20 protein-coding genes are annotated in these 26295 nt (G+C 72.8%); 12 read left to right on the top strand and 8 right to left on the bottom strand.

Going from position 1 to position 26295, the window contains the following annotated elements; translation table 11 throughout:
* Positions 1 to 33 precede the first annotated feature (33 nt).
* Together KZQ38_RS27350 and KZQ38_RS27345 are read left to right on the top strand one after the other, a co-directional pair.
* Complete coding sequence (locus tag KZQ38_RS27350) at positions 34 to 654, top strand: DUF998 domain-containing protein (protein ID WP_219445845.1); 621 nt, start codon at positions 34 to 36, stop codon at positions 652 to 654.
* Positions 651 to 2684, top strand: a complete 2034-nt coding sequence (locus KZQ38_RS27345) for a glycosyltransferase (RefSeq protein WP_219445844.1) — start codon at positions 651 to 653, stop codon at positions 2682 to 2684. Before KZQ38_RS27350 ends, KZQ38_RS27345 begins: the two co-directional genes overlap by 4 nt.
* 493 nt (positions 2685 to 3177) lie before the next feature.
* Here the strand turns inward: KZQ38_RS27345 and KZQ38_RS27340 are convergent, their stop codons facing one another.
* The 4 genes from KZQ38_RS27340 to mptB form a co-directional block, all read right to left on the bottom strand.
* The gene (locus KZQ38_RS27340) at positions 3178 to 6828 is read right to left on the bottom strand and encodes a patatin-like protein (protein ID WP_219445843.1); all 3651 of its coding nucleotides are present in this window, start codon (positions 6826 to 6828) and stop codon (positions 3178 to 3180) included.
* An 87-nt stretch (positions 6829 to 6915) separates the two neighbouring features.
* Positions 6916 to 7704, bottom strand: a complete 789-nt coding sequence (locus KZQ38_RS27335) for a serine peptidase (RefSeq protein ID WP_219445841.1) — start codon at positions 7702 to 7704, stop codon at positions 6916 to 6918.
* The gene (locus KZQ38_RS37270) at positions 7704 to 11498 is read right to left on the bottom strand and encodes an NACHT and WD repeat domain-containing protein (protein ID WP_219445839.1); all 3795 of its coding nucleotides are present in this window, start codon (positions 11496 to 11498) and stop codon (positions 7704 to 7706) included. Before KZQ38_RS37270 ends, KZQ38_RS27335 begins: the two co-directional genes overlap by 1 nt.
* 41 nt (positions 11499 to 11539) lie before the next feature.
* On the bottom strand, positions 11540 to 13123 hold the full coding sequence (mptB, locus tag KZQ38_RS27325; protein WP_308258619.1) for a polyprenol phosphomannose-dependent alpha 1,6 mannosyltransferase MptB: 1584 nt from the start codon (positions 13121 to 13123) through the stop codon (positions 11540 to 11542).
* A 95-nt stretch (positions 13124 to 13218) separates the two neighbouring features.
* Between mptB and KZQ38_RS27320 the strand changes: the two genes are divergently transcribed.
* The 10 genes from KZQ38_RS27320 (at position 13219) to KZQ38_RS27275 (ending at position 21173) form a co-directional block, all read left to right on the top strand.
* On the top strand, positions 13219 to 13947 hold the full coding sequence (locus KZQ38_RS27320) for a helix-turn-helix transcriptional regulator (protein WP_308258618.1): 729 nt from the start codon (positions 13219 to 13221) through the stop codon (positions 13945 to 13947).
* Positions 13944 to 15389, top strand: a complete 1446-nt coding sequence (gene sufB / locus KZQ38_RS27315; RefSeq protein ID WP_219445837.1) for a Fe-S cluster assembly protein SufB — start codon at positions 13944 to 13946, stop codon at positions 15387 to 15389. The genes KZQ38_RS27320 and sufB overlap by 4 nt, the downstream gene beginning before the upstream one ends.
* A 1-nt stretch (position 15390) precedes the next feature.
* Positions 15391 to 16566 carry a Fe-S cluster assembly protein SufD gene (sufD, locus tag KZQ38_RS27310; protein ID WP_219445836.1) on the top strand — a complete coding sequence of 392 codons (1176 nt, stop codon included), beginning with the start codon at positions 15391 to 15393 and terminating at the stop codon, positions 16564 to 16566.
* Positions 16563 to 16895 carry a non-heme iron oxygenase ferredoxin subunit gene (locus tag KZQ38_RS27305; protein WP_219445835.1) on the top strand — a complete coding sequence of 111 codons (333 nt, stop codon included), beginning with the start codon at positions 16563 to 16565 and terminating at the stop codon, positions 16893 to 16895. The genes sufD and KZQ38_RS27305 overlap by 4 nt, the downstream gene beginning before the upstream one ends.
* Before the next feature lie 50 nt (positions 16896 to 16945).
* Positions 16946 to 17719 carry a Fe-S cluster assembly ATPase SufC gene (sufC, locus tag KZQ38_RS27300; RefSeq protein ID WP_219445834.1) on the top strand — a complete coding sequence of 258 codons (774 nt, stop codon included), beginning with the start codon at positions 16946 to 16948 and terminating at the stop codon, positions 17717 to 17719.
* Positions 17720 to 17764: 45 nt separating this feature from the next.
* The gene (locus tag KZQ38_RS27295) at positions 17765 to 19042 is read left to right on the top strand and encodes a cysteine desulfurase (RefSeq protein WP_219445833.1); all 1278 of its coding nucleotides are present in this window, start codon (positions 17765 to 17767) and stop codon (positions 19040 to 19042) included.
* The gene (gene sufU, locus KZQ38_RS27290) at positions 19042 to 19485 is read left to right on the top strand and encodes a Fe-S cluster assembly sulfur transfer protein SufU (protein WP_219445831.1); all 444 of its coding nucleotides are present in this window, start codon (positions 19042 to 19044) and stop codon (positions 19483 to 19485) included. The genes KZQ38_RS27295 and sufU overlap by 1 nt, the downstream gene beginning before the upstream one ends.
* Positions 19482 to 19883 (top strand): metal-sulfur cluster assembly factor, encoded by a 402-nt coding sequence (locus tag KZQ38_RS27285; RefSeq protein ID WP_219445829.1) that lies wholly within the window; start codon positions 19482 to 19484, stop codon positions 19881 to 19883. Before sufU ends, KZQ38_RS27285 begins: the two co-directional genes overlap by 4 nt.
* Before the next feature lie 373 nt (positions 19884 to 20256).
* Positions 20257 to 21000 carry a DUF5753 domain-containing protein gene (locus KZQ38_RS27280; RefSeq protein WP_219445827.1) on the top strand — a complete coding sequence of 248 codons (744 nt, stop codon included), beginning with the start codon at positions 20257 to 20259 and terminating at the stop codon, positions 20998 to 21000.
* On the top strand, positions 20997 to 21173 hold the full coding sequence (locus KZQ38_RS27275) for a DUF397 domain-containing protein (protein WP_219445825.1): 177 nt from the start codon (positions 20997 to 20999) through the stop codon (positions 21171 to 21173). Before KZQ38_RS27280 ends, KZQ38_RS27275 begins: the two co-directional genes overlap by 4 nt.
* 7 nt (positions 21174 to 21180) lie before the next feature.
* Here the strand turns inward: KZQ38_RS27275 and KZQ38_RS27270 are convergent, their stop codons facing one another.
* The 4 genes from KZQ38_RS27270 to KZQ38_RS27255 all read right to left on the bottom strand — a co-directional run bounded on the left by KZQ38_RS27270 (position 21181) and on the right by KZQ38_RS27255 (position 26202).
* A complete protein-coding gene (locus KZQ38_RS27270; RefSeq protein WP_219445823.1) occupies positions 21181 to 22302 on the bottom strand; it encodes a carboxylate-amine ligase in 1122 nt (373 codons plus the stop codon).
* Between the two features lie 90 nt (positions 22303 to 22392).
* Complete coding sequence (locus tag KZQ38_RS27265) at positions 22393 to 24096, bottom strand: GGDEF domain-containing protein (protein ID WP_219445821.1); 1704 nt, start codon at positions 24094 to 24096, stop codon at positions 22393 to 22395.
* Between the two features lie 40 nt (positions 24097 to 24136).
* The gene (locus KZQ38_RS27260) at positions 24137 to 25222 is read right to left on the bottom strand and encodes a lycopene cyclase family protein (RefSeq protein WP_219445820.1); all 1086 of its coding nucleotides are present in this window, start codon (positions 25220 to 25222) and stop codon (positions 24137 to 24139) included.
* Positions 25222 to 26202 (bottom strand): MASE1 domain-containing protein, encoded by a 981-nt coding sequence (locus KZQ38_RS27255; RefSeq protein ID WP_308258617.1) that lies wholly within the window; start codon positions 26200 to 26202, stop codon positions 25222 to 25224. The genes KZQ38_RS27260 and KZQ38_RS27255 overlap by 1 nt, the downstream gene beginning before the upstream one ends.
* Positions 26203 to 26295 lie beyond the last annotated feature (93 nt).

The following is a 26295-nucleotide window of genomic DNA, read 5'->3' as shown; positions in this document are numbered from 1 at the left end:
GTTCCGCCACCCGTTCGCGGCGAGTATTCCGGTGTGCCGGAGATTCAGGAGAAAAAACCCGCGGCGGTGCTGCCGCTGGCCGTCGCGGGCCTGGTCCTGTCGCTGTTCCCGATCGTTTACCTGCACGTGGTCTCGGTGGGGCAGCTCAGCCCCATCACGCACACGATCAGCGATTACATCTTCGTCGCGAACGGCTCCGGTCTGCTCGCGGTGACCGCGTTGTCGCTCGCCGCGGCGTCCGTCGCGCTGCTGGCCGTGCTGGTCCGCCGGGGGTTGCTGCCCAGGCGGGGGCCGGTGTCGCTGCTGATGGGGTTGTGGGCGGGTGGGCTCGCGGTGGCCGCGGTGTTCCCGACCGACCCGACCGGCGCGCCCACGTCGTTCTCCGGCGCCGTGCACCGGTACGCGGGCGCGGTGATGTTCGCGAGCCTCCCGCTGGCGGGTTGGCTCATTTCCCGGCGGTTCATTTCCAGCACTCCCGTGCGTCGTTTCTCGGTCGCCGCGGGTATTACCTCGGTGGCTTTCATGGCCAGTCACGTGACCCTCACCTACGAGGGCACGGCGCTGCTCGGGCTTTTCGAGCGCGTCCTGTTCGCCCTGTTGTACGGGTTGCTGTTCGCGCTGGCCGCGGCGGTCGGGCGGGAGGTGCGGTCATGACCTGGTTCGCGGTGCTCCTCGCGGTCGCGGGCGCGGTGTTCTTCGCGTTCGCCGCCCGGCTCCAGCACGACGCGGTGCGTGCCGGTGGCGGCGCGCCGAAGGTCGGGCGGCTGCTGCGCCGTCCGCGCTGGCTGGCCGGGTTGGCGTTGCTCGTGGTGGGCGCGGGTGTGCACGCGGTGGCGCTGGGCATGGCGCCGCTGAGCGTGGTGCAGCCGGTGGGCGTGCTGGCGATCGGCGTCACCGCCGTGCTCGACGGCCGCCGCCGCGACCTGCCCGCCGTGGCGTTGACCACGTTCGGCGTGGGCGCGTTCGTGCTGCTCGCCGCCGGCAGCGCCACGGCGACGCCGGTCGCGCCCGAGGCGGAGCTGACCGCCGGGCTGCTGGTGCTCGGCCTGGTCGCCGCGCCCGGCCTGGTCGGCGTGCTGGCCACGCGGCCCGCGGTGCGTGCCCTCGGCTTCGGCGCGGCGGGCGGTGTCGCCTACGGCTACGTGTCGGTGCTCATGCGCTCGGTTTCCCAAGACCTCCAGCAGGGTCGGGTCGACTGGTCGACCGCCCTGTCGGCGGCGGGCATCGCCGCCGCCCTGCTCGTCGGCGGCTGGTTCATCCAGCACGCCTACGCCAGTGGGCCGCCGCACCTGGCGGTGGCCTGCCTCACCGTGGTGGACCCGCTCGTCGCCGTCGGCATCGGCGCGGGGTTGCTCGGCGAGGCCACCCGTACCAGCGGGCCGGTGGCCCTGGCCGAACTCGCCTGCGCCGCGGTCGCGGTGGCGGGCGTGGTCGCCCTGGCCCGCGTGCAGAACCCTTTCGCACCCTTCAGATCGGAGAGCACTGTGAACGACGGACGCGCCACGCGGATCGTGATCGCCGCGGAGACGTTCCCCCCGGACGTGAACGGCGCGGCCCGGTTCGCCCACCGCCTCGCCGCGGGTCTCGCGGGTCGTGACCACGACGTGCACGTCATCGCCGTGGACCCGGAGGGCAAGGCCCGCACCGAGCGCTTCGACGGCATCACCGTCCACCGGCTGCGGTCGCACCGGACGCCGTTCCACCGCACGTTCCGGATCGGCCTGCCGTGGCAGGTGAGCAAGGACGTGCGGGCGCTGCTCACCGAGCTGAAGCCGGACCTGGTCCACGTCCAGGCGCACTTCGTGGTCGGCCGGTACGTGCTGCGGCAGGCGGCGGCGCTCGGCATCCCGACCGTCGCGACGAACCACTTCATGCCGGAGAACCTGTTCGGCCACGCCCGCTGCCCGCGGTGGTTGCAGGGCGTGGCGTCCCGGTGGGCGTGGCGCGACCTGACCCGCGTGTTCGGCGCGGCCGACGTGGTGACGGCGCCGACGCCCCGTGCCGTGCAGCTGTTGCACGACAACGGTTTCCCGGAGCGCGCGCTCCCGGTGTCGTGCGGTATCGACATCGACCGCTACCGCCTGCGGCCGGCCGTGCGCACCAACGAGGGGCCGACGGTGTTGTTCGTGGGCCGGCTGGACGAGGAGAAGCGCGTGGACGAGCTGCTGCGCGCGGTGGCCCTCGTGCCGCGGCTGCACGCCGACATCGTGGGCGACGGCTCGTGCCGCGCGGAGTGGGAGCTGCTGGCCGAGCACCTGGGCATCGCCGACCGGGTCCGGTTCCGGGGTTTCGTGAGCGAGGAGGAGCTGCTGGACGCGTACACGGGTGCCGACGTGTTCTGCATGCCGGGTATCGCGGAGTTGCAGAGCCTCGCGACCATGGAGGCGATGGCGGCGGGCAAGCCGGTGGTGGTGGCGGACGCCATGGCCCTGCCGCACCTGTGCGAGCCGGGTCGCAACGGCTGGCTGTTCACGCCCGGCGACGTGGCGGGTTTGGCCGACCGGCTGCACTCGGTGACCGCGGACCCGGCCGTCACGGCCCGCATGGGTGTGGCCAGCCTGGAGCTGATCTCGGCCCACGCCATCGACGCGACGCTGGACAAGTTCGAGGCGATCTACGCCCGCGCGAGGCGGGTGCCCGCGGTCCTGCGCCCGGCGGCCCTGGCCGGAGCCCCGGCCGCGTGACCAAGCCGGCCGGACCGCCGACCGCTCAGCCCGACCACGCGGTTTCGGCGGTCCGATCCGGACGGCCCGGCCCCGGCGGCTCGCTGCCGCCCGCCCGGCTCCGACGACCCGCTGCCGCCGGCCCGATCCGGACCGCCCGGCCCCGGCGGCTCGCTGCCGCCCGAGCGGTTCCGACGACCTGCTGCTGCCCGAGCGGTTCCGGCGACCCGCTGCTGCCGACCCGGTTCGGCGACCCGCTGCCGCCGGCCGGTCCCGGCGGCGCGGTGCCCGCCTGGTCGGGGGCGGCCACCCGGTCGCGGCGGCCTGGCCATCGCCCGCCCGGGTGCCGGAAAGCTTCGCGGGTGTATCTATCAGGGAGCCTGCCTGATAGATACGCGCCCGGATCTTTCAGGCAGGCTCCCTGAAAGTTTCGGGCTGGACCCCGAGCCGCTTGCCGTCGAGGTGCCCTCGGCCCGCCCGATCGCGGGTCGTCGGGTCCTCGGCCCGCCGGCGGTCAGTCGCGGTCCGCCCCGGTCGCCTGGCGGCGGGCGATCCGCTGCGCCACCCGCAGCCCGCGCGGGCCGAGGGCCGGCTTTCCCCGGTCGTCCACGGTGGTCAGGAAGCGGAACAGCATGGCGTGGCCCTCCAGGCGGCGCAGCAGGCCGCCCGGCACGTCGCCCTCGAAGTCCACGAACGCCGACTGCTCCACCAGGCTCCGCTCGATCCGCCGACGCGCCCGCAACGGCACCCACCAGGTGGTCACCAGCAGCAGCACCAGGCCGAAGGACAACGCCGTCGCGAGCACCGCCTCCCACCCGATGAACCGCACCTGGAACAGCTGGAGCAACGCCGCCAGCGACAGCAGCAACGCGCCGTAGACGGCGGCCCACCCGGCGGTGGCCGCGGCGGGTGGTTCGGCGTGCTCGGTCGACCACGCGCCGTCGACCCGCCGCCACCGCTGCAACGACCGGCCCAGCCGCAACGACACCAGCCCACCGACCAGGATCGCCACGGCGGTGCCGATCACCACCAGCGTCGCGTCCACGTCGTACAGCCGGTACCGCATCACGGCCCACACCACGCCCAGCACCAGCGCCACCGCCAGGAACCGCACCAGCAGCCGCGGTCGCAGCCGGACGCGCTTGAGCACGGCCAGCGGCGTCCCGACGGGCGCGGGCAGGCTGCCGATCACCAGCAGCCCCACCACCACGAGCAGCACGCCGACCACCGCGACCATCCCGGTCACGGCCTGCTCGCCGGTCTCACCCGCGGTGAGCGCGCTGCGCGTCCGGTCGACCGCCACCGCCGCCAGCGGTATCACCGGCGACAGCAGCACCAGCCCGTGCAGCAGGGTCCCGGTGCGCAGCGCCGCGTACCCGAACGCCGCCAGCAGGGTCGCGGTGCCGAACGCGGCGGCGGGCCCGACCGCCCACGGCGGCAGCAGGTCGAACAACGCCAGCACCAGCAGCGCGCCGCCGAGCGCGAACCCGAGCAGCCCGAGGAACTGCGCCAACCGGCTCCCGCGGGTCAGCCCGGTGATCGTCCAGTACGGCAGCAGCGCCGCGCCGCGCAAGGCGCGGGTCAGCGGCTTCGCCGGGCCCAGGCCGGAGTGCTCGCTGTCCGCCACGGTGATCGCGACCGCCGCCGCGGTGGCCGCGGTGCGGATCACCTGGTCGCTGGACGCCTCCTGGGACAGCGGTTCACGCCCGATCCCGGCCCGGTCGAACGCGGCCAGCGCCTCCATGCCGACCTCGACGCGCTGCGCGTCGGTGCGCACCGGCAGCCGCGCCAGCAGCTCCGCCTGCTCCTCCAGGAACAACTCGCCACGCGACCGCCGGTCCGCGCCCTCGTTGCGGTCGGCGAGGATCGCGGCCCGCAACGCGGGCAGCTCCTCGCAGATGATCCGCACGTGCAGGCCCCAGGCGGCGAGTTCGGCGAGCGCGTCGCAGGTCGGCGCGTGGTCGTCGGTCGGGTCGCGGTACAGCGCGGTCAGCTCCTCCACCGCGCGCTGGGCGCACGGCGCGAGCGACGCGGGCAGCCCGTCGCCGAACAACGCCGCCACCAACCGGTCCACGCGCTGCCGGGCGCGTTCGGCGGGTTCGGCGGTGTCCGACCCGGTGAGCAGGTCGACGCGCAGCAGCCGCTTCGGGTCGAACACGACCTTGCACAGCATGGTCGCGCCGTCCATCCGGCCCCAGATCCAGTCGTTGACCCGCCACGACCGCTTCAGGAAGCCGGAGAACCGGCTCAACGCCGCACCACCCGCCTTGTCGTCGGGCGTGACGCTGTAGTCGGCGAACGCGTTGCGCGTCTGGAGGCTGATCTGCACCAGGTCCACGGCCTGGTCGACGCCGCCGCGCGAGTCGTCGGCGAGGCACGTGGTGGCGACCTCCAGGGCCAGCGCCCGCGCCAGCAGCAGGTCACCGCCGTCCAGCCCGGCGGCGGCCTCCTCGGCGGTCCGCGGCTCGAACAGCAGCGCGCGCCACGAGCCCAGCCCGGCCATCCGCACCCGGTCGTCGCCGAGCCGGTCGAGGGCGTCACGCGCGTCGCCGAGGACACCGGCGATCCGGTCCACCTGCGCGCGCACCCGGTCGCCGACGCCCTCGTCGCCGGTGGGCAGCATCCCGGCGGCGAACGCCTCGACCCGCTGCTCCCAGTAGTCCCGGTTGAGCGCGCGGGGCTCGCCGGTGGTCCACCGCGCGTCCAGCTCGACGCGCGCGGCGCGCAGCCGCGCCCGCACCTCGTGCAGGTCGGTGCGCGCGCGGGCCAGCCGCGACCCGTCGGGAGCCACCCACACCAGCCGCTTGAGCAGGTCCGTCGCGGCGGACGCGAGCCGGTCGGCCATCCCGATGCCCCACGGCCACCCGCGTGCGGGCAGCGCGGTGGGCTCCGGCTCGCCCGGCACGTAGGGCAGCACGCCCCGCTTGGCGAGGTAGGACCGCTGCGCGGCCTCGGCGGCGGCGCGGACCCGCTCGAAGGTCCAGCCGGCGGCGTTCGCGCCGGGCGCCTCGAACTGCCGGGCCGTCACGTCCCGCGCCGCCTGCCGGACGCGGATGTCCACGTAGTGCTCGTGCAGGGTGGCGGCCAGCGCGTACAGCTTCGCCGTCACCGACCCGCCGGTGGCCAGCCGGTCCAGCAGTGCCCTGCGCCCGCCGCGCCGCGACGCGGCGAGCCGGTTGTGCTCCTCGATCCGCTCCACGTAGGTCCGGCCGCTCTGGCTGGTCAACGCCGAGAGCAGTTTCGCGCCGGTGCCGAGGGTGCTGGGCAGCCCGCCCTCCGCGGGCGCCTCCGGGTCCGCCGCCGATTCACGGGCGTGGGGGAACACCAGCAGCATCACCCGCCGCACGGGACCTTCGGCGGGCATCCGGTCGATGGCCTCCAACGCCTCCTTGGTGGGCGTGTTGACCAGCACGCCGCCGTCCACGGCGTACCGGGACCGGTCGTCGCCATCGCTCGCCCACGACGCCACGTCGGCCATGTCCGGCCGTTCACCGCCGGACGCGCCGACCGGCACGTAGGACGGTTCGAACGCGAACGGGAACGACGCCGACGACCGGGCCGCCAACGCCATCCGGTCCACCAGGCCGGGCAGCCGGTCGGCGGCGAAGTCGTCGCGCCCGGCCGGGTCGCGGCGGAACGAGAAGCTGCCCTGGTGGCTGGACTGCACCAGCGGCTGCCCGAGGTCGTCGTAGGTCACCTCGGGCACGCCCGCCAGCAGCGTCGTGGTGATCCGCAGGTCCACCGGCCGCGCCTCCGGCCGGGTGGGGGAGAAGTCGGTGGTGAGCCGGTCCAGCGCCTCGCGCAGCCGCGGCAGGAAGAACTCGTCGCCCTTGAGCAGCGACACCGGCGAACCCCGGAACGGGGTGCGCAGCAACTGCTCCATCCGCCCCTGCTCGGCCCACAGGTCCCGCAGCCGCTCCAGCTTCGCGTTGGCGTTGACCTGGGACAACGCCAGCGCGGCGCCGTTGATGCCACCCGCCGACGTCCCCGTGATCACGTCCGCGCGAGCGGTGCTGCCGACCAGGTCGAGCAGGTCGGCGTACGACCCGTCGCCCCTGGTCAGCCGGTCCAGTTCGAGCACGACGCCGCCCATCCACACGGCGAGGCTGACCCCGCCGTTGAGGACCACGGCGAACCGGATCTCCTCCTGCGGCACGTCGGCCATCGACCGCTCCCTCCCCCGGACGCGCGGGGATTTTCCCAGGTACCGGTTGGTCGCTCACCGGAACCAACGGGTTACGCCCCGAACGGGTTACTCGAGGAGCGCGGCCACCTCCGGCGTTCGGAGGTAGGAGGACACGCCGTGGGCACGCCACTCGCCCATGACGACCGCCACGTCCCGTTCGACACCGGTGAACAGGTCACGCAGCCCGGTTCGCGGCACGGCGACCGGGTCGCCCACGTCGGCCACGTTCACCCACCGCGCGACACGGGGCGGTCGGGCGGCGTCGGCGGGCAGCAGCCGCGGCGCGACCACGCCCGGCATCCCCAGCGGGCTGCCCACCGTCACCAGCAGGTCCACGTCGTGTTCCGGGTGCGCCCACAACGCCTCGTACGCCACCACGCTGCCCAACGAGTGCGCGACGACCACCTTCGGCCGGTGCGTGGCGACGGCGTCCGCCACGGCGCGCCGCGCCGCCACGCGTCGCGGCGACCCCGGCTTGGCCAGGTACGTGTGCACCTCCCGGCAGAACACCACCGCGAACGCCCGCGCCGCCGCCCCGTACCGGCGGGTGAGCCAGTCCGCGGCCTGCCGTGCGCGCACCGTGCGCGTCCCCTGCGACACCGCCACGCCGTCCCGCAGCGCCTCGACCCACGCCACCAGCAGGTCCTGCGCCTCGTCGGGCAACGCCGCCGGGTCGTCCCCGGGCCCCTGCGGGGTGCCGCGGTGCAGGTGGTGCGCGTAGTAGGCGACGGCGAAGTCACGGCCGAGCGCGGCACTCCACCGCCCGGCGAGCGCGGCCGCCGCGCCGTCCACCGTCCCGGCCTGTCGGAAGTGCTTGTAGTTGCCGACGCCGTGCACGCCGAGCAGAGGGGGCATCAGGCACTCTCCCGGTCGAACCACCACAACTCGCCACCCGCGCCGACGAGCAGCGTCTCCCCGCCCACGTACTCGATCCGCCACACCGGCGAACTGCCGATGTCGATGGTGTGCACGAGGCACCGGTCCGTCAGGTCCCACACCCGCACACACCCGTCCGTGCCGCCGGTGAACGCCGTGGGCCGCCCGTCGACGTGCGTGCAGTGCACCTCCCCGCCACCGGGGTGCGCGCCGAGGTCCACCTTCAGCGGCTCGCCGAGGTCGCGGGAGTCGAGGACCACCCGGTCGTTCGCGCACCCGACCTCCACGAACCGGCCGTCCACCACCAGGTGCGTGGCCGGCTGCCGGACCAGCCGCGCCCGCGCCCACTCCGAGTTCCCCAGCTCGTGCCGGGCGTTCCCGTCGTCGGCCACCAGCAGGTGCCGGTCGGCGGTGCCGATCACCAGCCCCTCCTGCGTGCCGAGCGCCACCCGCGCGAAACCGGTGGGCACGGCGGAGGTGTGCAGTTCCGCCTCCAGGCGCCCGGTCCGCTCGTCCAGCCCCGCCACGACCCCGTTGGCGAACCCGGCCAGCAGCGTGTCCTCTTCGAGGATGAACGCCGTGACGGCGGCCGGCTCGACGTCGTCGGCGCCTTTCCGGGAACCCACCACGAGGGTGGTGTCCGGGTGCCGCCCGACCAGTTCGCGCATCGTGTGGTCGTAAAACGAGACACCGCCTTCCTGGTCCAGTGCGACGACGCGGTCGCCGGTCTCGTCCAGGGCGATCGCGGTGATCTCCGCGGCGGAGACGTGGATCGAGTCGTGCCCATCGTCGCGGACGATGTGCACGACGCCGTTGCGGCAGCCCGCGACGACCGTGCCGGACGAGGTGACGGCCAGCGCGGTGGGTGGCGAGTCGAACCGCTTGACGCGCTGCCACGCGACCTCGCCCGTCAAGGATGACGAGCGCACCAAGCCGTCCGCGTCGGCCACCACGACCCGGGTGCCGCGTGGGTCGCACGCCAGTGCCGTCAATCCACGCGCGGAGCCGAGCAGGGACCACTTCTGCTTAGCGGGGTCGAACCGGACCAGTTGACCGCCCTTGTTCAGCGCCATGGCCACCGGCACGTGGTCGATGGTGTAGCCGAGCGCCCACGACCCACCGGGATGGCCCATGTCCGCCAGTCGGGCCAATCGCGGCTGCCGGTGGTCATAGAGGCACAGCACGCCGTCGTAGGTCACGCACAGGAACGTGGAGCTGCCGATCGGCAACGCCGCCTCGACGGCCGGGACGTCCTCCAAGAGCGTCGGCCGCCCGTCGGCGAGGCCGCGCACCTGGTCCCGGTCGGCCACCACGCACAGCCCGCCGTCCAGGGCCAGCGCGACGATCTCACCGACGGCGGTGTGCCACACCGCCTCGGCCTCTGGTTGGCCGTGCTCAGGCCATGACCACAGCGTCGCGCCGTCGGCGCCCACGGCCGCCGCGGTGGAGCCGTCAGCGGAGATCGTGACCGACAGGTTGAGCCCCGGTTCGGTGGCCGTGCCCGCTACACGCACCCGTGCCGGTTCCCGCGTCCCGATAGCCCAGCGCGGCTGCCACGGCAGCGGCGGCTGCCCGACCGCGTTCGCCGCGCGTCGCGCCAGCGCGACCTCGCCCGCCCGCGCGGCGGCCATCGCCAGCTCCGCCGGGGTCGTGACGCCGGCGAACCGGGGGTCGCGCGGCCAGTCCGGGTGCAGCACCAGACCGGGGTCGTCCACCACCTCCGCCCGCCCCGCCGCGGCGGCGTACGCGGCGACGTGCCGGAACAGGTACGGCTCGGCCGCCGTCCAGTCCCGGGCGCCCTCGGGACCCAGCGACGACAGCAGCCCGTCGAGCACGACGCCCGCCTCCCACGCCGAACCGCTCGCCAGCGTGTCGGCCAAACCCTGGTGGAACAGCCGGTAGAGGTTGCTGCGGTCGGTGTCCATCGACTGGCGCAGGTAGAACCGGGCCGCGGCCAGCGCGGCACGCACCTGGCCCGCGGTGGGTGGCGGCAGGTCCGGCGCGAACCGGGGCGCGACCCGCGCCAGCACCGACACCGGCATCCCCGCGCCACGCGCGGCGGCCAGGGCCCGCAGCACGGGCCGCAGCCACGGCTGGTCGTGCGCGAGTGCCAGGTCCAGCTCCAGCACGCCACGCAGGTCGGCCGGCACCGCGCGGCCCAGTTCCGCCGCCACCTCCGGGTCGGTCACGACGTCGTCGGCGTACGCGGCCACGAAGTGCCGCGTGTACAGGCCCGCCACCAGGAACGGCCCCCAGTGCCGACCACCCTCGCCGGGCGCGGCCAGCGCGTGCGCGACGGCCTGCGCGAACGCGCCCGTCACACCGCCGCCGGCCCGGTACTCGGGGACCGTGCGCAGCAACCGGATCACGTAGTCGAGGAGGTCGTCCTCCAGCACGCTCTCCTCGACGTCGTCCAGGTCGTGCAGCCGACCCCGCTCGAACAGCGGCGCGAACTCGTCGTAACGCCGCACGCCCACCAGCAGCCGCACGGGCCGTCCCGGCGCGGTCAGGGGTAACAGGAGCTGCTCCATCAGCGCGGTCGGGTCGTCGGCCTCGTCCAGCGCGTCCACCACCAGCACCGGCCGCCGGTCGCGGGCACGCAGCGCGGCGACCAGGGCGGCGGGCGGCGCGTTCTCCGGCAGGCCGAGCTGGCGGGCGACGGAGGCGGTCACCGCGGCCACCCCGCGCTGCCGGGCGTGCACGGCCGCCAGGTCCGGCACCGGCAGCGGGAACTGGGCGACGCGGCCCCACACCGGCCGGGTGGCCTCGCGCAGCGCCGGGCTCGCCGCGCACACCAGCACGCCCAGCAACGCCGACTTGCCGGAGCCGGGGCTGCCGGTGACCACGCGCAGGTCGTGGTCGCCGTCGCCGTTGAGCCACGGCGAGATCAGCCGCAGCTCCCGGTCGCGGCCCGTGAAGCAGCCGACCAGGCCACCGGTCTCGGTCAGCCGGCCGAGACCGGTGGCGCGCTCCAGGAAGTGCCGGGCGTCCAGGCCCTCGTCCAGGTCGTCCAGGAACGGCAGCAGGCCCGCGTCGACCCCGGCCCGCAGCCGCCTGCCCGGCGTGGGGTCGTAGGCCGGGTTGGGGAAGAACGGCGGGTCGCCGTCGGCGCTGATGTCCACCAGGCTCGCGGTGACCTGCTGCGGGTAGGCGTCGTCGGCGTCGGCGAGCCGGTTGACCTCCTGCCGGATCGCCCGCGCCACCGCGCTCAGCGGCACGTGCGGCACACCCGGGTCGATGTCCAGCTCACCGGCCCGCAACGCCTCCAGCACGGTGATCACGGCCCGGGTGAACCGGCCGTCGTAGGCGGCCTCGTCGGGCCCGCAGGCGGCGATCACCCAGCCACGCGCGGGCGCCCCGGCGCGGGGCTGCCACGGCAGGCGCGCGGACAACCCGGCCGAGCACAGGTCCAGCAGGAACAACGCCTGTGGGCGCGTGCCCGCCTCCTGCATGGTCAGCCAGTGGGCGACGCTCGTGTCCCGGTGCGGCGCGCCGTCGCTGCCCAACGCGAACACGGTCGCGTCCCCGTCGGCGCGTTCACCGTGCGCGACCAGGTGCACCACGGCCAGGTCGTCCGGTCCACCCGCGTCCAGCGCGTGGTGCACGTGACCGCCCAGCTCCGCGCCGGGCAGGCGTTCCTCGGCGACGGTCGACACCTGGTAGCCCAGCGCGCCGAGGGCCTGCCCGAGCCGCCGGGCGAGCCCGGGCGCGAAGTCCAGCCGCTCCCGCCGGTCGTACCCGCCGACGCCGATGGACAACCCCCGCCTCGCCACGCCGGGTGATCGTCGTCACCCGGCCCCGCGTTACGCGGCCGTCAGGCCGCGTCGGGCAACGGGTCGCGGCGGATCAGCGGCATGACCTGCCTGCGTGCCACGAACACGCACACGGCGAACGCGATCACCGCGCCCACCACGGCCTGCGGCACGATGTAGGCACGCCCGTCGAACGCCGACCCGGTCGGCGGCAGCACGACCGCGATGAACGCGCTGGCCGTCGTCGCGAGCAGCCGGAACCGCTTCGCCAGCACGGCCGTCGCCAGCGGCAGGGCGGCCCACAGCACGTACCACGGCTGGAGGACCGGACCCAGCACCAGCACCGCGCCCAGGCCCGCGCCCAGGCCGTTGACCGCCTTGATCCGCCCCTTGAACGCCTTCCACATCAGCACCGCCACGATCACCACCGACACGGCCTGCGTGACCAGCCGCATCAACGCGATCATGGAGTCGGTGTGGTTGCCCAGCCCGAGCAGCAGCCCGAGCCCGCCGCCCATGAAGCCCATCGCGGTCGGCGGCGACATCCAGCTCTTCACCGTCCCGGCCACGTTCAACGTCGACACCCAGCCGAACCCGAGGCCCGTGCCCAGGCAGGTGGCGACCATCACCACACCCGCCACGGCGGACAGCAGCAGGGCCGCCTTGACCAGGTCGGGGAACGAGCCGCCCAGCCGGCGGGCGATCATCACGCCGAGGAAGCCCAGCGCCAGCGCCGCCGGGATCTTCACCGCCGCCCCGAACGTGATCATGGTCGCGCCCAGCGCGATCCACAGCAGCTCCTCGCGGGTCACCGGCGTGCCCGGCCGGACCGGCATCCGCCGCAACGCCAGCTCCAGGCCGACCAGCATCAGGCCGATCGCCAGGCCCTCGTTGTGCACGCCCACGACCAGGTGGAACAACACCAGCGGGTTCGCCGCGCCGAGCCACAGCGCGCTCACCGGCGGCACGCCGAACCGCCGCGCCAGGCGGGGCAGCGCCCACACGATCATGGCCAGGCCGACCAGCACCAGCAGCCGGTGCAGGAACACGCCGGGCAGCACGCTCTCGCCGGTCACCATCGAGATGACCCGGCCGAACGCGAGGAACAGCGGCCCGTACGGGGCGGGCGTCTCGCGCCAGATGTTGGGCACGTTCGTGGTCAGCGGGTGGTCAACGCCCAGCGCGCTCTGCGGGCCGAGTTCGTACGGGTCCTGGCCGTTGGCCGCGATCTGCGACTGCGCCAGGTAACTGTAGACGTCGCGGCTGAACATGGGCAGCACGAACACCAGCGGCGTGATCCACATCAGCAGCGTGCGGTCGAGCTGGCTGCGCGACACCAGCCGCGGCCTGCCCGGCCGCGCGAACCGGCCCAGCCACAGCCACGCCGACACCACCAGGAACACGCCCGTCCAGACCACCGCCATGGCCGCGCTGGGCATCCGCGGGAACAGGCCGAGCACCGGCGTGCCGGGCAGCGGGCTGAACACCGGCGCGGCGCCCGCGCCGAGCGAGCCGACGAACATCAGCAGCGCGCCCACCGTGCCCCACCTGCGGATGATGTCGAGCTGCCGCCGTTCCCGGGCGTCGAGGAGTGCTGCCTCGCCCGTCCCGTCCCGGTCCGCCATCACCAATCCGCCCGCCGTCACGCCCGAAGGGTAGCGACCGACCACGGCGCGTGACTCGGGTCACCCCGATCGGGCCGATCTTTGCGAGCGCGGGCGAAATAGGCAACACTGGTGTTGTGAAAAACGTCGGGACCGATTCCGCGACCGTGCCCGCCGGGCACGACGGTCGGACCCGGCACGCCGTCGCCCGGCTGCTGCTGGAGCAGGGCCCGGTCACCGCCGCGTCCGTCGCCGAGCAGCTGGGGCTGAGCCCCACCGCGGTGCGCAGGCACATCGACGCGCTGGTGGCCGACGGCGAGGCGGTCAGCAGGGAGGCCCCGCGCCGGGGTCAGCGCGGTCGGGGTCGCCCGGCCAAGCTGTTCCTGCTCACCGAGCAGGGGCGCGCCCGCTTCGGGCACGCCTACGACGACCTCGCCGTGGCCGCGCTCCGGTTCCTCGCCGAACGCGGTGGGCAGGAGGCCGTGCGCGCCTTCGCCGAACGCCGGGTGTCCGCGCTCGTGGAGCAGCACCGGGCCGCCATCGCGGCGCAGCCCGACGCCGCCGAGCGGGCCAAGGCCCTGGCGACCGCGTTGACCCGGGAGGGCTACGCTGCCTCGGCGCGCCACGTGGGGGCAGGCGAGCAGCTGTGCCAGCACCTGTGCCCCGTGGCGCACGTCGCGGCCGAGTTCCCGCTGCTCTGCGAGACCGAGACGGCGGCGTTCGCCGAGCTGCTCGGCACCCACGTGCAGCGCTTGGCGACGATCGCCCGCGGCGACGCCGTGTGCACGACGCACATCCCGAACACAGCCCCGATCACAGTCGGCGAGGCCGACGACCGGACCTCAGATGGAGGGGAGCCCGCATGACTGCCGCTGCCGAGCAGCGCACCACCACAGCCCCGCTCACCCAGGAAGAGACCCTGGCGAGCATCGGCAACTACGAGTTCGGCTGGTCCGACTCGGACGTGGCAGGCGCGAGCGCTCGTCGGGGCCTGAACGAGGACGTCGTTCGGGACATCTCGGCCAAGAAGAACGAGCCGGAGTGGATGCTCGACTTCCGGCTCAAGGCGTTGCGCCTGTTCGACCGCAAGCCGATGCCGACCTGGGGCTCCGACCTCTCGTCGATCGACTTCGACAACATCAAGTATTTCGTCCGGTCCACCGAGAAGCAGGCCGCGAGCTGGGAGGACCTGCCGGAGGACATCAAGAACACCTACGACCGGCTGGGCATCCCGGAGGCGGAGAAGCAGCGCCTCGTCGCCGGTGTGGCGGCCCAGTACGAGTCCGAGGTCGTCTACCACAAGATCCGGGACGACCTGGAGGAGCAGGGCGTCATCTTCCTGGACACGGACACGGGCCTGCGCGAGCACCCCGAGCTGTTCAAGGAATACTTCGGCTCGGTGATCCCGTCGGGCGACAACAAGTTCTCCGCGCTGAACTCGGCCGTGTGGTCCGGCGGTTCCTTCATCTACGTGCCGAAGGGCGTGCACGTGGAGATCCCGCTCCAGGCGTACTTCCGGATCAATACCGAGAACATGGGCCAGTTCGAGCGGACCCTGATCATCGTCGACGAGGGCGCGTACGTGCACTACGTCGAGGGCTGCACCGCCCCGATCTACTCCTCCGACTCGCTGCACTCGGCGGTCGTGGAGATCATCGTGAAGAAGGGCGGCCGCTGCCGCTACACGACCATCCAGAACTGGTCGAACAACGTCTACAACCTGGTCACCAAGCGCGCCAAGGCCGAAGAGGGCGCGACCATGGAGTGGGTCGACGGCAACATCGGCTCCAAGGTGACCATGAAGTACCCGGCCGTGTTCCTGATGGGCGAGCACGCCAAGGGCGAGGTCCTCTCGATCGCGTTCGCGGGCGAGGGCCAGCACCAGGACGCCGGCGCGAAGATGGTCCACATGGCGCCGCACACGTCGTCCACGATCGTCTCGAAGTCGGTGGCGCGTGGCGGCGGCCGGACCTCCTACCGGGGCCTGGTGCAGGTCAACAAGCGCGCCCACCACTCGAAGTCCACGGTGAAGTGCGACGCGCTGCTGGTCGACACCATCAGCCGCTCCGACACGTACCCGTACGTGGACGTCCGCGAGGACGACGTGTCGATGGGCCACGAGGCGACCGTCTCGAAGGTCTCCGAGGACCAGCTGTTCTACCTGATGTCCCGCGGTCTCAACGAGGACGAGGCCATGGCGATGATCGTGCGCGGGTTCGTGGAGCCCATCGCGCGCGAACTCCCCATGGAGTACGCCCTGGAGCTGAACCGCCTGATCGAGTTGCAGATGGAAGGGGCCGTCGGCTGACATGGCCGTCACCACTCAAGACCAGCAGCACGGCCTGACGGCCCACTCGCACGGCGCGGGCGTCCCGGTCTCCTCGCGCGCGGACCACTTCGCGTCGTTCGACGTGGCCGCGTTCGAGGTGCCCGGCGGCCGCGAGGAGATCTGGCGCTTCACGCCGATGAAGCGCCTGGCCAACCTGCACAACGGCGCGCTGGCCACCGCGGTCGCGGCGGTCGACGTGTCCGCGCCCGAGGGCGTGCGCGTGGAGACCGTCGCGAAGGGCGACGACCGGCTCGGTGTCGCGGGCACCCCCGGCGACCGGATCGCGGCGCAGGCGTGGACGTCGTTCACCGACGCCACCGTCGTGACGCTGCCGAAGGACACCAAGGTCGGGCCGACCACGGTCACGATCACCGGTCCCGGCGTCGGCGAGGTCGCCTACGGCCACCTCCAGGTCCGCGCCGAGCAGTTCGCCGAGGGCGTCGTGGTGCTCGACCACCGCGGCTCCGGCGCGTACGCCGACAACGTGGAGTTCGTCGTCGGCGACGGCGCGCACCTCACCGTCGTGGCCATCCAGGACTGGGCCGACGACGCGGTGCACGTCTCGTCGCACCACACGAAGCTGGGTCAGGACGCGACGCTGCGGCACACCGTGATCAGCCTCGGCGGCGACCTGGTCCGCATCACCCCCGTGGTGACCTACGCGGGCCGCGGCGGCGACGCCGAGCTGCTGGGCCTGTACTTCGCCGACGCGGGCCAGCACCTGGAGCACCGGCCGTTCATCGACCACGCGCAGCCCAACTGCCGCAGCAACGTGGTCTACAAGGGCGCGCTCCAGGGCGACGACGCGCACACCGTGTGGATCGGCGACGTGCTGATCCGCGCGGCGGCCGAGGGCACCGAGACCTTCGAGCTGAACCGCAACCTGGTCCTCACCGACGGCGCGCGTGCCGACTCGGTGCCGAACCTGGAGATCGAGACCGGCGAGATCGAGGGCGCGGGTCACGCCAGCGCCACCGGCCGGTTCGACGACGAGCAGCTGTTCTACCTCCAGGCCCGCGGCATCCCCGAGGAGCAGGCGCGCCGGCTGGTGGTGCGCGGCTTCTTCCACGAGATCCTGCTGAAGATCTCCGTCCCCGAGGTGCGCGAGCGCCTGGAGGCCGCGATCGAGGCGGAACTCGAAGCGGTGGGCGCGTGATCCGGGTGTGCGCGCTGTCCGACCTCGACGACCGCAAACCGGTCGCGTTCGAGGTCGGCGACGCGTACACCCCCGTCGTCCTGGTCCGCGACGGCGAGGCCGTCCACGCGCTGCGCGACCTGTGCACGCACGCGGAGGTCTCGCTGTCCGAGGGCGACATCACGCGCAAGGGGATCGAGTGCTGGCTGCACGGGTCGTGCTTCGACCTGCGCACCGGCCGCCCGTCCTCCCCGCCCGCCACCGAACCGGTCGACGTCTTCGCCGTCGACCTCCGCGACGGCGACGTCTACGTGGACGTCACCGCGCCGACGAACGCCACCACGAACTGACTTTTGACCGCGCCCGCGACGGCGGGCGCACACAGGAGAACTGAGCACCAATGGCCACTCTGGAGATCAAGGACCTGCACGTCTCGGTCACCGCCGACGAGACGTCCAAGGAGATCCTCAAGGGCGTCGACCTGACCATCAAGTCGGGCGAGACGCACGCGATCATGGGTCCGAACGGCTCGGGCAAGTCCACCCTGTCCTACGCCATCGCGGGTCACCCCAAGTACCAGATCACCTCCGGCTCCGTCACCCTCGACGGCGAGGACGTGCTGGAGATGAGCGTGGACGAGCGCGCCCGCGCGGGCCTGTTCCTCGCCATGCAGTACCCGGTGGAGGTGCCGGGCGTGTCCATGTCGAACTTCCTGCGCACCGCCGCCACCGCCGTCCGCGGCGAGGCCCCGAACCTGCGGCACTGGGTGAAGGAGGTCAAGGGCGCGATGGCCGACCTGGACATCGACCCGGCCTTCGCCGAGCGCTCGGTGAACGAGGGCTTCTCCGGCGGTGAGAAGAAGCGCCACGAGATCCTCCAGCTCGGCCTGCTCAAGCCGAAGATCGCGATCCTGGACGAGACCGACTCCGGCCTGGACGTCGACGCGCTGCGCGTCGTGTCCGAGGGCGTGAACCGGTACAAGGAGTCCGGCGAGGCGGGCGTCATGCTGATCACGCACTACACCCGCATCCTCAAGTACATCGAGCCGGACTTCGTGCACGTGTTCGCCAACGGCCGCATCGTCGAGTCCGGTGGCCGCGAGCTGGCCGACCAGCTCGAGGAGCAGGGTTACGTGAAGTACACCGGGAACCAGGAAGCGGCGACCGTCGCCTGACGTTGTCGTTGTCGTGATTTCGTGTAGAGAGGAGGCGTCGGAGCTGTGACCACCACCGCCGCTCCACTGGACGTCGCCGCCGTGCGCGCGGACTTCCCGATCCTGGGCCGCACCGTGCGCGAGGGCAAGCGACTGGTCTACCTGGACTCCGGCGCCACCTCGCAACGTCCGAGGCAGGTCCTCGACGCCGAGCGCGCGTTCCTGGAGACCGCCAACGCCGCCGTGCACCGCGGCGCGCACCAACTCGCCGAAGAGGCGACCGACGAGTACGAGGGCGCGCGCGCGAAGATCGCGTCCTTCGTGGGCGTCGGCTTCGACGAGGTCGTGTTCACCAAGAACGCGACCGAGGGCGTGAACCTCGTCGCGTACGCGATGGGCAACGCGTCGGTCGCGGGCCCGGAGGCCGCGCGGTTCCGGATCGGTCCCGGCGACGAGATCGTGGTGACCGAGATGGAGCACCACGCGAACCTCGTGCCGTGGCAGCAGCTCGCGCAGCGCACGGGCGCCACCCTGCGCTGGTTCGGCGTGACCGACGAGGGCAGGCTCGACCTGTCCGACGTGGACGGTCTGATCACGCCGCGCACCAAGGTCGTGGCGTTCACGCACCAGTCCAACGTGCTGGGCACCGTCAACCCGGTCCGGGTGCTCGCGGACCGCGCCCGCGCGGTCGGCGCGCTCACCGTGCTGGACGCGTGCCAGTCCGTGCCGCACAGCCCGGTCGACTTCCGCGCGCTGGGCGTCGACTTCGCCGTGTTCTCCGGCCACAAGATGCTCGGCCCGTCCGGTGTCGGCGTCCTCTACGGGCGGCGTGAGCTGCTGGAGGCGCTGCCGCCGTTCCTCACCGGCGGCTCGATGATCGAGATGGTCCGGATGGCGAGTTCGACGTTCGCCCCGCCGCCCCAGCGCTTCGAGGCGGGCGTCCCGATGACGTCGCAGGCCGTCGCGCTCGGCGCGGCCGTGGACTACCTGAGCGCCGTCGGCATGGACCGCGTCGCCGCGCACGAGCACCTGCTCACCGAGGCGGCGTTGAGGGGTCTGGCGGAGATCCCGGGCGTGCGGGTCGTCGGACCGCTGGACGTGGTCGACCGGGGCGGCGCGGTGTCGTTCGTCATCGACGGCATCCACGCGCACGACGCCGGCCAGGTGCTGGACAGCCTGGGCATCGCCGTCCGCGTCGGGCACCACTGCGCGTGGCCGCTGCACCGCCGCATGGACGCCGCCGCGACCGTGCGGGCGAGCTTCTACCTCTACAACACGCTGGACGAGGTGGCGACCCTGTTGGACGGCGTGCGCGAAGCCCAGCGGTTCTTCGGGGTGGCCTGATGCAGTTGCAGCAGATGTACCAGGAAATCATCCTCGACCACTACAAGAACCCGCACGGGCGCGGCCTGCGCGACCCGTTCGACGCCGAGTCGCACCAGATCAACCCGACCTGCGGCGACGAGGTGACGCTCCGGGTCAGGCTGGACGGCGGCACCGTGGCGGACGTGTCGTACGACGGCCAGGGCTGCTCCATCAGCCAGGCGTCCACGTCGGTGCTGACCGACCTGGTGGTGGGCAGGCCGCTGACCGAGGCGTTCGAGAAGATGGACGCGTTCGTGGAGCTGATGCAGGGTCGCGGGCGGATCGAGCCGGACGAGGACGTGCTGGAGGACGGCATCGCCTTCGCCGGCGTCGCGAAGTACCCGGCCCGCGTGAAGTGCGCCCTGCTCGGTTGGATGGCTTTCAAGGACGCGGTCGCCCGCAGCGAAGGAGCACAGGCATGACCACACCGGAGCAGACCGAGGACGTGGTCCGCGGCGTGGCGGGGATGCCGGAACCCCCCGCACCGAAGGCGGACGTGGCGGCGCTGGACGACGTCGAGGAGGCCATGCGCGACGTGGTCGACCCCGAACTGGGCATCAACGTCGTGGACCTCGGCCTGGTGTACGACATCCGCGTCGACGACGACAACGTGGCGTTGATCGACATGACCCTGACGTCCGCGGCGTGCCCGCTGACCGACCAGATCGAGGAGCAGACGCGCAGCGCGCTGGTCGGCGGTCCGGGCGGCGGCATCGTCGACGACTTCCGGATCAACTGGGTCTGGATGCCGCCGTGGGGCCCGGAGAAGATCACCGACGACGGGCGCGAGCAGTTGCGCGCCCTGGGCTTCACCGTCTGAGCCACACCCCCCGACGGCCCCTCCGCTCCGGAGGGGCCGTCGCGCGTTCGCGGGCCGCGGTCAACCGCGCGGCCGTCCCTCGTTGACCACCCGCAGCGCCTCCTGCCCTTCGTGCACCAGCTTCGCCAACGCCTGCGGCGTGAACAGCATCTCGACCCCGCCGTCTTCGCCCACTGCCCCGGCGTGACCTCCAGCACCGCGTTCGACACAGTGCTCCCAACTCCCTGCGATGTCCGGCGTACAGGACGAGCGCATGTCCCTCGCACCGAACAGTCCGCGTGTCAAACGGGTTGCGCTGAGAATTCGAACCGGAGGGGCACATGGCAGATGAGGCGGTCGACCCGGTGATCGCCCGGTTCCACACGGCGAACTGGTGCGCAGGCTCCCCACCGAGAGCTTCTACGCGACCGAGCTGACCAAGATCGAGAACGGCGTGATGCCGCCGTCGTCGCGGGACGTGGAGGCGATGATCGGCCTGTGCCTGCCCGCCCTCGAGCAGACCGACGAGTTGCGGGTCCTGGTCCGCCACGCGCGCCGCCACGCCGTGCCCGGCCCGCGCGCCAGGCAGTACCTCTCGCTGGAACGCCTCGCCGTGGAGATCCGCATGGTCTACAACGAGATCCCCGGCCTGCTCCAGACCCGTGAGTACGCCCACGCCGCCCTGTCCACGTCACCACTCGTCGCCGCGTCCGCGGTGGGGCCGCTCGCGGCGGAGCGCGCCGAGCGCAGCCGCACCGTCATCCGCCCGGACGGCGCCCGGCTGTGGATCGCGTTGGGCGAGGAGGTACTCGAACGCGCGAGCGGGGGACCGGCCGTGCTGCGCGACCAGTTGCGGTACCTGCGCAAGATCTCGGCCATGCCCAACGTGCGCTTCCGCCTGGTGCCCAAGTCCGCCGGAACGGTGTCCGCGCTCAGCGTCCCCTTCACCCACCTCCACATGGCGGACGGGAAGTCGATCGCGTTCGTCGCGACCACGCTGCGCGGTGACTACGTCAAGGCGTCCGAGTTGTTCACCGCGGTCTTTCAAGACGCTTGGGAACGTGCTACTCCTGAGGAGGATTCGGCGGCGATGCTCGACGCCGGGATCGCCGCCCTGTCCAACAGCGAGGAGGGGTGAGCACGGTGAGGTGGCGCAAGAGCAGTTACACCAACGGTGGCAACGACCCGCAGTGCGTTGAGCTGGCGTGCCTCGCGGATGGTCGGGTGGTCCGGGACAGCAAGCAGCCAGGCCCGTCGCTGGTCTTCCCGGCGCGTTCGTTCGCCGCTTTCCTGTCCCAGGCCAAGAAATAGGACGGGCTCACACGGTCTGCGCCACCAGCATCTCCACGACGTCGGCCAACTCCCCGCGCCGCGCGTAGGCCCGCCGCTGCCGCGCCGCGCCGCCGCCGTCGGCGAGCAGCCGGGCCACCCCGTCCACCACCAGGTCCTCGTCCCCGTCGGCACGCAGCGCGGGCCGCGTCCACTCCACCAGCCCCCGCACCAGGTCCACGGCCGGCACCAGCCGCCCGGTGCGCGGCTCCACCCCCGCGCCCTCCACGCCGTCCCGCGCGGCACGCCACAACGCCGTCCGCAGCAGCAGGTCCGGCACCGGGTAGGCAGGTTCACCCGACATCGCGACCACCGCGATCGCCCGCACCAGGGCGGCGATCAGCACCGCTTCCTCCACGGTGCCCGCCACGTCGCACACGCGCACCTCGACGGTCGGGTGGCTGGCGGACAACCGGACGTCCCAGTAGATCATCCCGGCGTCCATCACCGCCCCGGACGTGTGCAGTGTCCGCGTGCCCGCGCGGTACTCGTCGGCGGAACCGAACCACGGCGGCGCGCCCGCGGACGGCCACGGGCTCCACGACAGGTACCGCCAGCTCGCGTACCCGGTGTCGCGCCCCTCGGAGAACGGGGAGTTCGCGCTGATCGCGAGCAGCACCGGCAGCCACTGCCGCAGGTGGTTCGAGATCAGCACCCCGGTCTCCTCGTCGGGGATGCCGACGTGCACGTGGCAACCGCAGATCGTCAACCCGTCGATGAGCGAGCCGTACCGGTGGGCGATCTCGCGGTAGCGCTGACGGTCCGTCAACGGCGGCGGGCGATGTCCGCCCAGGACGGGTGTTCCCGTTGCCACGATCCGGGCGTTGTGCTCACCGGCGAGCGCACTGAGCGTGTGACGGCCCAGCACGATCTGCTGCCGCACCTCGTCCATCGTCCGGCACACGGGGGTGGCGCTCTCCACCTGGAAGCGGGTCATCTCGGCCTGGAGGTCCAGCACCCCGTCCGCCCGGTCCAGGACCGCCGCGGCGAGCGGCACCAACTTCCTGGTACCGGCGTCCACCAACAGGAACTCCTCTTCCACCCCCACCGTCAACGCGGTGTGAAACCCGGTTCGGGGACGCGGTGCGGCGCTGACGTCGACTTCGCTCACCAGGGACCTCCCAGCGGTGGGTAGTCACCCTGATGCTATGAGTGATCAGCAGGGGTGCACAGGCATCGTTGCGGTGAACTTCCCGTCCGGCTAGCTGACGGCCAAATGAGCGCCGCCACGCAGCACGTCCACGTGGTCGCTGCCCGGCCGGCCCAACACCCAGCTGTTGCCGCGCAACGACTTCGCGTGCTCCTTCAGCGGTGCGAGCAGCCGGGACACCTCGCGGTAGGAAGTCGCCGAGCCCGCCGCGCACACCAGCGTCGCCAGCGACAGCGTCACCGCGTGCCCCTCGGCGTCGAGCGGCTTGTCCAGCACGCCCGCCGCGAACGGCACCACCTCGTTCAGGCCCGCGACCACCAGGAAGTCGTCACCGCCGACGTGACCGACCTGGATACCGGGGAACGCCGCCGCGCCCTCCGACAGCGTCCGGCCCAACGCGCGGATGAGGTCGTCACCCGCCGCGAACCCCACGGTGTCGTTCACCCGTTTGAATGCATCCACGTCCAGCCAGCCCACCGCGAAGATCTCGCCGTTGAGGATGCGGCGGTCCACCTCGCGGGCGATCGAGTCGCTGCCCGGCAGCCGCGTCAGCGGGTTCAACGCGGCGGCCTGCTCCACCTTCATCTCCGCGATGCCGCGCACCACGTCCGCCACCCGCACCACGCCCAGGCAGCGGTCCTCGTCGTCCACGACCACCAGGTCGTCGTTGGTGCGCTCCCGGTTGATGTGCGCGACCACGTCCAGCATCTCCAGCGCCGTCGAGTCCGCGCCGATCACCCGGGGCTTGTCCGCGAGCCGGGCCGCCTCCCGCTTGGCGTGCAGCGCGTGCCCGAACGGACCGGTCACCGCGAGCAGGAACCGGTTGCGGTCCACCGTCCAGCACGGGCGGTTGTCCTCGTCCACCAGCACCACGCCGTTCACCGTCGGCTGCGCCGCCAGCACGTCCCGCACCTCCTCCGACGTCGCCGACTCGGGCAGCGTCGTCGCCGGGTGCAGGAAGTCGGTGACCTTCGGGCCCGCCTTGCGGCGCAGCGGCGCGGTGATCGTCTTGTTGGTGGCCTCCGGGTCGTTGACCTCGCTGAGCACGGCCGAGATGGTCGCGTCCACCCGCGGCCGGCGCTGCGCCGCCGCCAGGAGGTTGCCCTGCGCGAGCCGCACGCCCACCCGGCGCAGCGCGGCCAGCTGCGCCTCCGTCTCCACGCCCTCGGCGACCACCTGCGAGTTGGTCGCCTCGCACAGGTGCAGCAACGCCTGGACCAGCGCGACCCGCGCCGGGTCCGCGGGCAGCTCGACCACCACCTCGCGGTCCAGCTTCACCACGTCCGGCTGCACCTCGGCCAGCAGTGACAGCGGCGCGTCACCCTCGCCCACCCCGTCCAGCCCGATCCTGAACCCGTCCTGGCGCAGCCGGTCCAGGCCCCGGACCACGCGGTGGCGCGGCGCGCGCGAGTACGGCGTGCCGACCTCCACCACCAGGTCCGCCGGCTGCCTGCCGGTGTCGCGCAACGCGCCGTAGAGGGGCGCGAGCTGCTCGGGCTTGTCCGCGATGGTCATCGCGAGGAGGTTGACGTGCAGCGGCAGCCGGACGTCGTGGTCGGCGGCGTGGCGGATCGCGCGGCAGGCGAGGGCCACGTCGGTGTTCGCCAGGTACCCCGCGCGGAAAGCCGTGCGGAGCAGGTCCTGCACGCTGCCGTCGTGGGGCCGGGCCAGTGCCTCGACCGCGACGACACCCCCGGTGTGGAGGTTGAACAGCGGCTGGAAGGCGAAGCGAACGTCATCCAGCAAGGCGGGCACACGACGATACTGCCCGGTCGATCTTCGAAAGCCCAGCCCGTTAACCTGATGTTCGGGTACGTTTGACCGCCGGCCCCGGGAATGCCAACCGGGCACGCAGCGCCGGCGGGGCCGCGCCGAACAGCGCCGCCATCGCCCGCACCGCTCCGACCAGGTCGGATCGACCGCCCAGGTAGTTCCGTTGCTGATTCTCCGGCAATTGGAAGAATAGGTCGAAAAAGTTCGGCACCTGTTCGGGGTGAAGCCCGAGCAGCACTCGCAGCCCGTGTCGCCGCAACGCGTGCACGGCCCGTGCGGCGGGCGGCCACACCACCCGTTCCACCGGCGTTCCGGCCGCGATGCCGCGCGCCACCTCCGGCGCGAGCCGCAACGCGTCCGCGACGCTGTACCCGGTCGCCGGGTGCACCATCCCCGCCGCCGCGCCGAACGCGCCCGCCACCGGGCGACCCGCCAGCGGTATCCGCACCCGCTCCTCGCCCTCCGGCACCGCGATGCCGTGCGCGGCGAGCCGGGCGTGCAGCCGCAGCCGCAACTCCGCCAACGGCGCGCCGGGTCGACGTGCCAACGACGTCTCCTCCAGCAGCACCCGGTCGCCCGGCAGCGGCACCGAGTACAGGAACGTCGGGTCCGGCGAGCCGGCGTCCGGCGGCTTGCGCCAGTCCATGACCAACGCCTCGTCGTCCCCCACGAACGGTGTTGCCGACGCCTTCGGCACCACCACGCCCACCGCGTGCTGCGCCGCACCGCCACCCGTCGAGCCCGCCGCGTTCACCACGACACCCGCGGCCAGCACACGCCCGTCCGCCAACCGCACGTGGTTGCGCCCGCGGTCGACCACCGAGCCGCGGACCACCACGACGTCCTCGGGCAGCCGTCGCAGCCGTTCGTTGTCCAACACCGCGTACGCGCGCCCGATCCGGTGTGCGCCGACCGCCACGGCCCGCGCCTTCGCCGCGACCACCGCCACCGGCGCACCCGCCGGCAACTCGTCCGCCCAAGCCGCGTAGGTCGCCCGCCACGGCCGCTCCGGGTGCGGGTCCACGAGCAACGTCGCCAACCCGACCGCCGAGCACGACGACGCCAACGCACGACCCGCCGGGCCGCCGCCCACCACCACGACATCCACTAACGCGCGTCCGGTCGCTTCGTCGGCAACCCATCGCCCAACAGCAACGGCTGGTACGCGGCCACCACCTCCGACAACTGCGCGCACGTCCGCTCGATCGCCTTGCGCGCCTCGTTGCGCTCGGCGATCACGGCGCTCAACACCAGCGTCGTCAGCGCCACCGTGCCGTTGAACGCCTGCAACGTCACCATCCTCGCCAACACGTCCATGTGCGCGAACGGACCGATACCGGCCGCCGCCCCTCGTGCCGCCATCATCGTCGCGACGAGCGCGCACGGCGCCGCACCCAGGTGCTGGAAGCGCAGCGCACCCCATATCGCGAACGGGAACACCAGGTACAGCAGCCGCATCGGGCTGGTCGCGGCGATGACCATCACCACCGACATGGACACCAGCAAGGCCGCCGCCTCCACCACACGTGCCGGTGGCGCCGGGAAGCGCAGTCGCCGCAACGCCAGCACCAGCGGCACGAACACCAGCACGCCCATCGCGTCGCCCGTCCACCACACCGACCACGTCACCCAGAACCCGGTGTCGTCGATCGCGTGCACCCACATCAACGCGCCCGTCCCTACGGTCGCGCTCACCGCCATGCCCGCGAACGCGCCGAGGAAGACCAGGGCGAGCGCGTCCCGCGTGCGGTCCAGCTCCAGCCGGAAGCCGGAGTGGCGCAGGAGCAGGAACGCCACCACGGGGCCGAGCGTGTTGCCGACGCTGATGAGGAACGCCGAGCTGCTGTCGCCGAGCGTCGCGTTCACGACGAACGCCGCCACCGCGATCCCCGGCCACATCCGCACCCCGCCGAGCATCAGGGCGAGCAGCGCGACGCCCGTGGGCGGCCACAGCGGGGTCACCTGGTCGTTGATCAACGCCTGGAGCAGTCCCAGGCGTGCACCCGCGTAGTAGTAAGCGGCGACCAACGCGAGGCGGAGGCCGTACGTGCCCCACGGGCGTAGGCGAGGGGAGAGCAGCACCCGCACAGCATCCTCCGTCTCCGGTCGCCGCACCACGTCTAGCTGCGAAGATGCCGAAGTCGACCCCCCGATTTCACTATCCGGGGACTCTCGTGTAAG

Source organism: Saccharothrix obliqua, from assembly GCF_019375475.1.
Lineage (GTDB): Bacteria > Actinomycetota > Actinomycetes > Mycobacteriales > Pseudonocardiaceae > Actinosynnema > Actinosynnema obliqua.
The sequence above is the reverse complement of the archived record's forward strand: the minus strand, read 5'-3'. Positions and strand labels throughout refer to the sequence as shown.

Excerpts from the sequence above, each read along its gene's own strand:
- KZQ38_RS27345 (WP_219445844.1), top strand. The coding sequence starts at position 651 with ATGACCTGGTTCGCGGTGCTCCTCGCGGTCGCGGGCGCGGTGTTCTTC.
- KZQ38_RS27340 (WP_219445843.1), bottom strand. The coding sequence starts at position 6,828 with ATGGCCGACGTGCCGCAGGAGGAGATCCGGTTCGCCGTGGTCCTCAAC.
- KZQ38_RS27335 (WP_219445841.1), bottom strand. The coding sequence starts at position 7,704 with ATGCCCCCTCTGCTCGGCGTGCACGGCGTCGGCAACTACAAGCACTTC.
- sufB (WP_219445837.1), top strand. The coding sequence starts at position 13,944 with ATGACTGCCGCTGCCGAGCAGCGCACCACCACAGCCCCGCTCACCCAG.
- sufD (WP_219445836.1), top strand. The coding sequence starts at position 15,391 with ATGGCCGTCACCACTCAAGACCAGCAGCACGGCCTGACGGCCCACTCG.
- sufC (WP_219445834.1), top strand. The coding sequence starts at position 16,946 with ATGGCCACTCTGGAGATCAAGGACCTGCACGTCTCGGTCACCGCCGAC.
- sufU (WP_219445831.1), top strand. The coding sequence starts at position 19,042 with ATGCAGTTGCAGCAGATGTACCAGGAAATCATCCTCGACCACTACAAG.
- KZQ38_RS27285 (WP_219445829.1), top strand. The coding sequence starts at position 19,482 with ATGACCACACCGGAGCAGACCGAGGACGTGGTCCGCGGCGTGGCGGGG.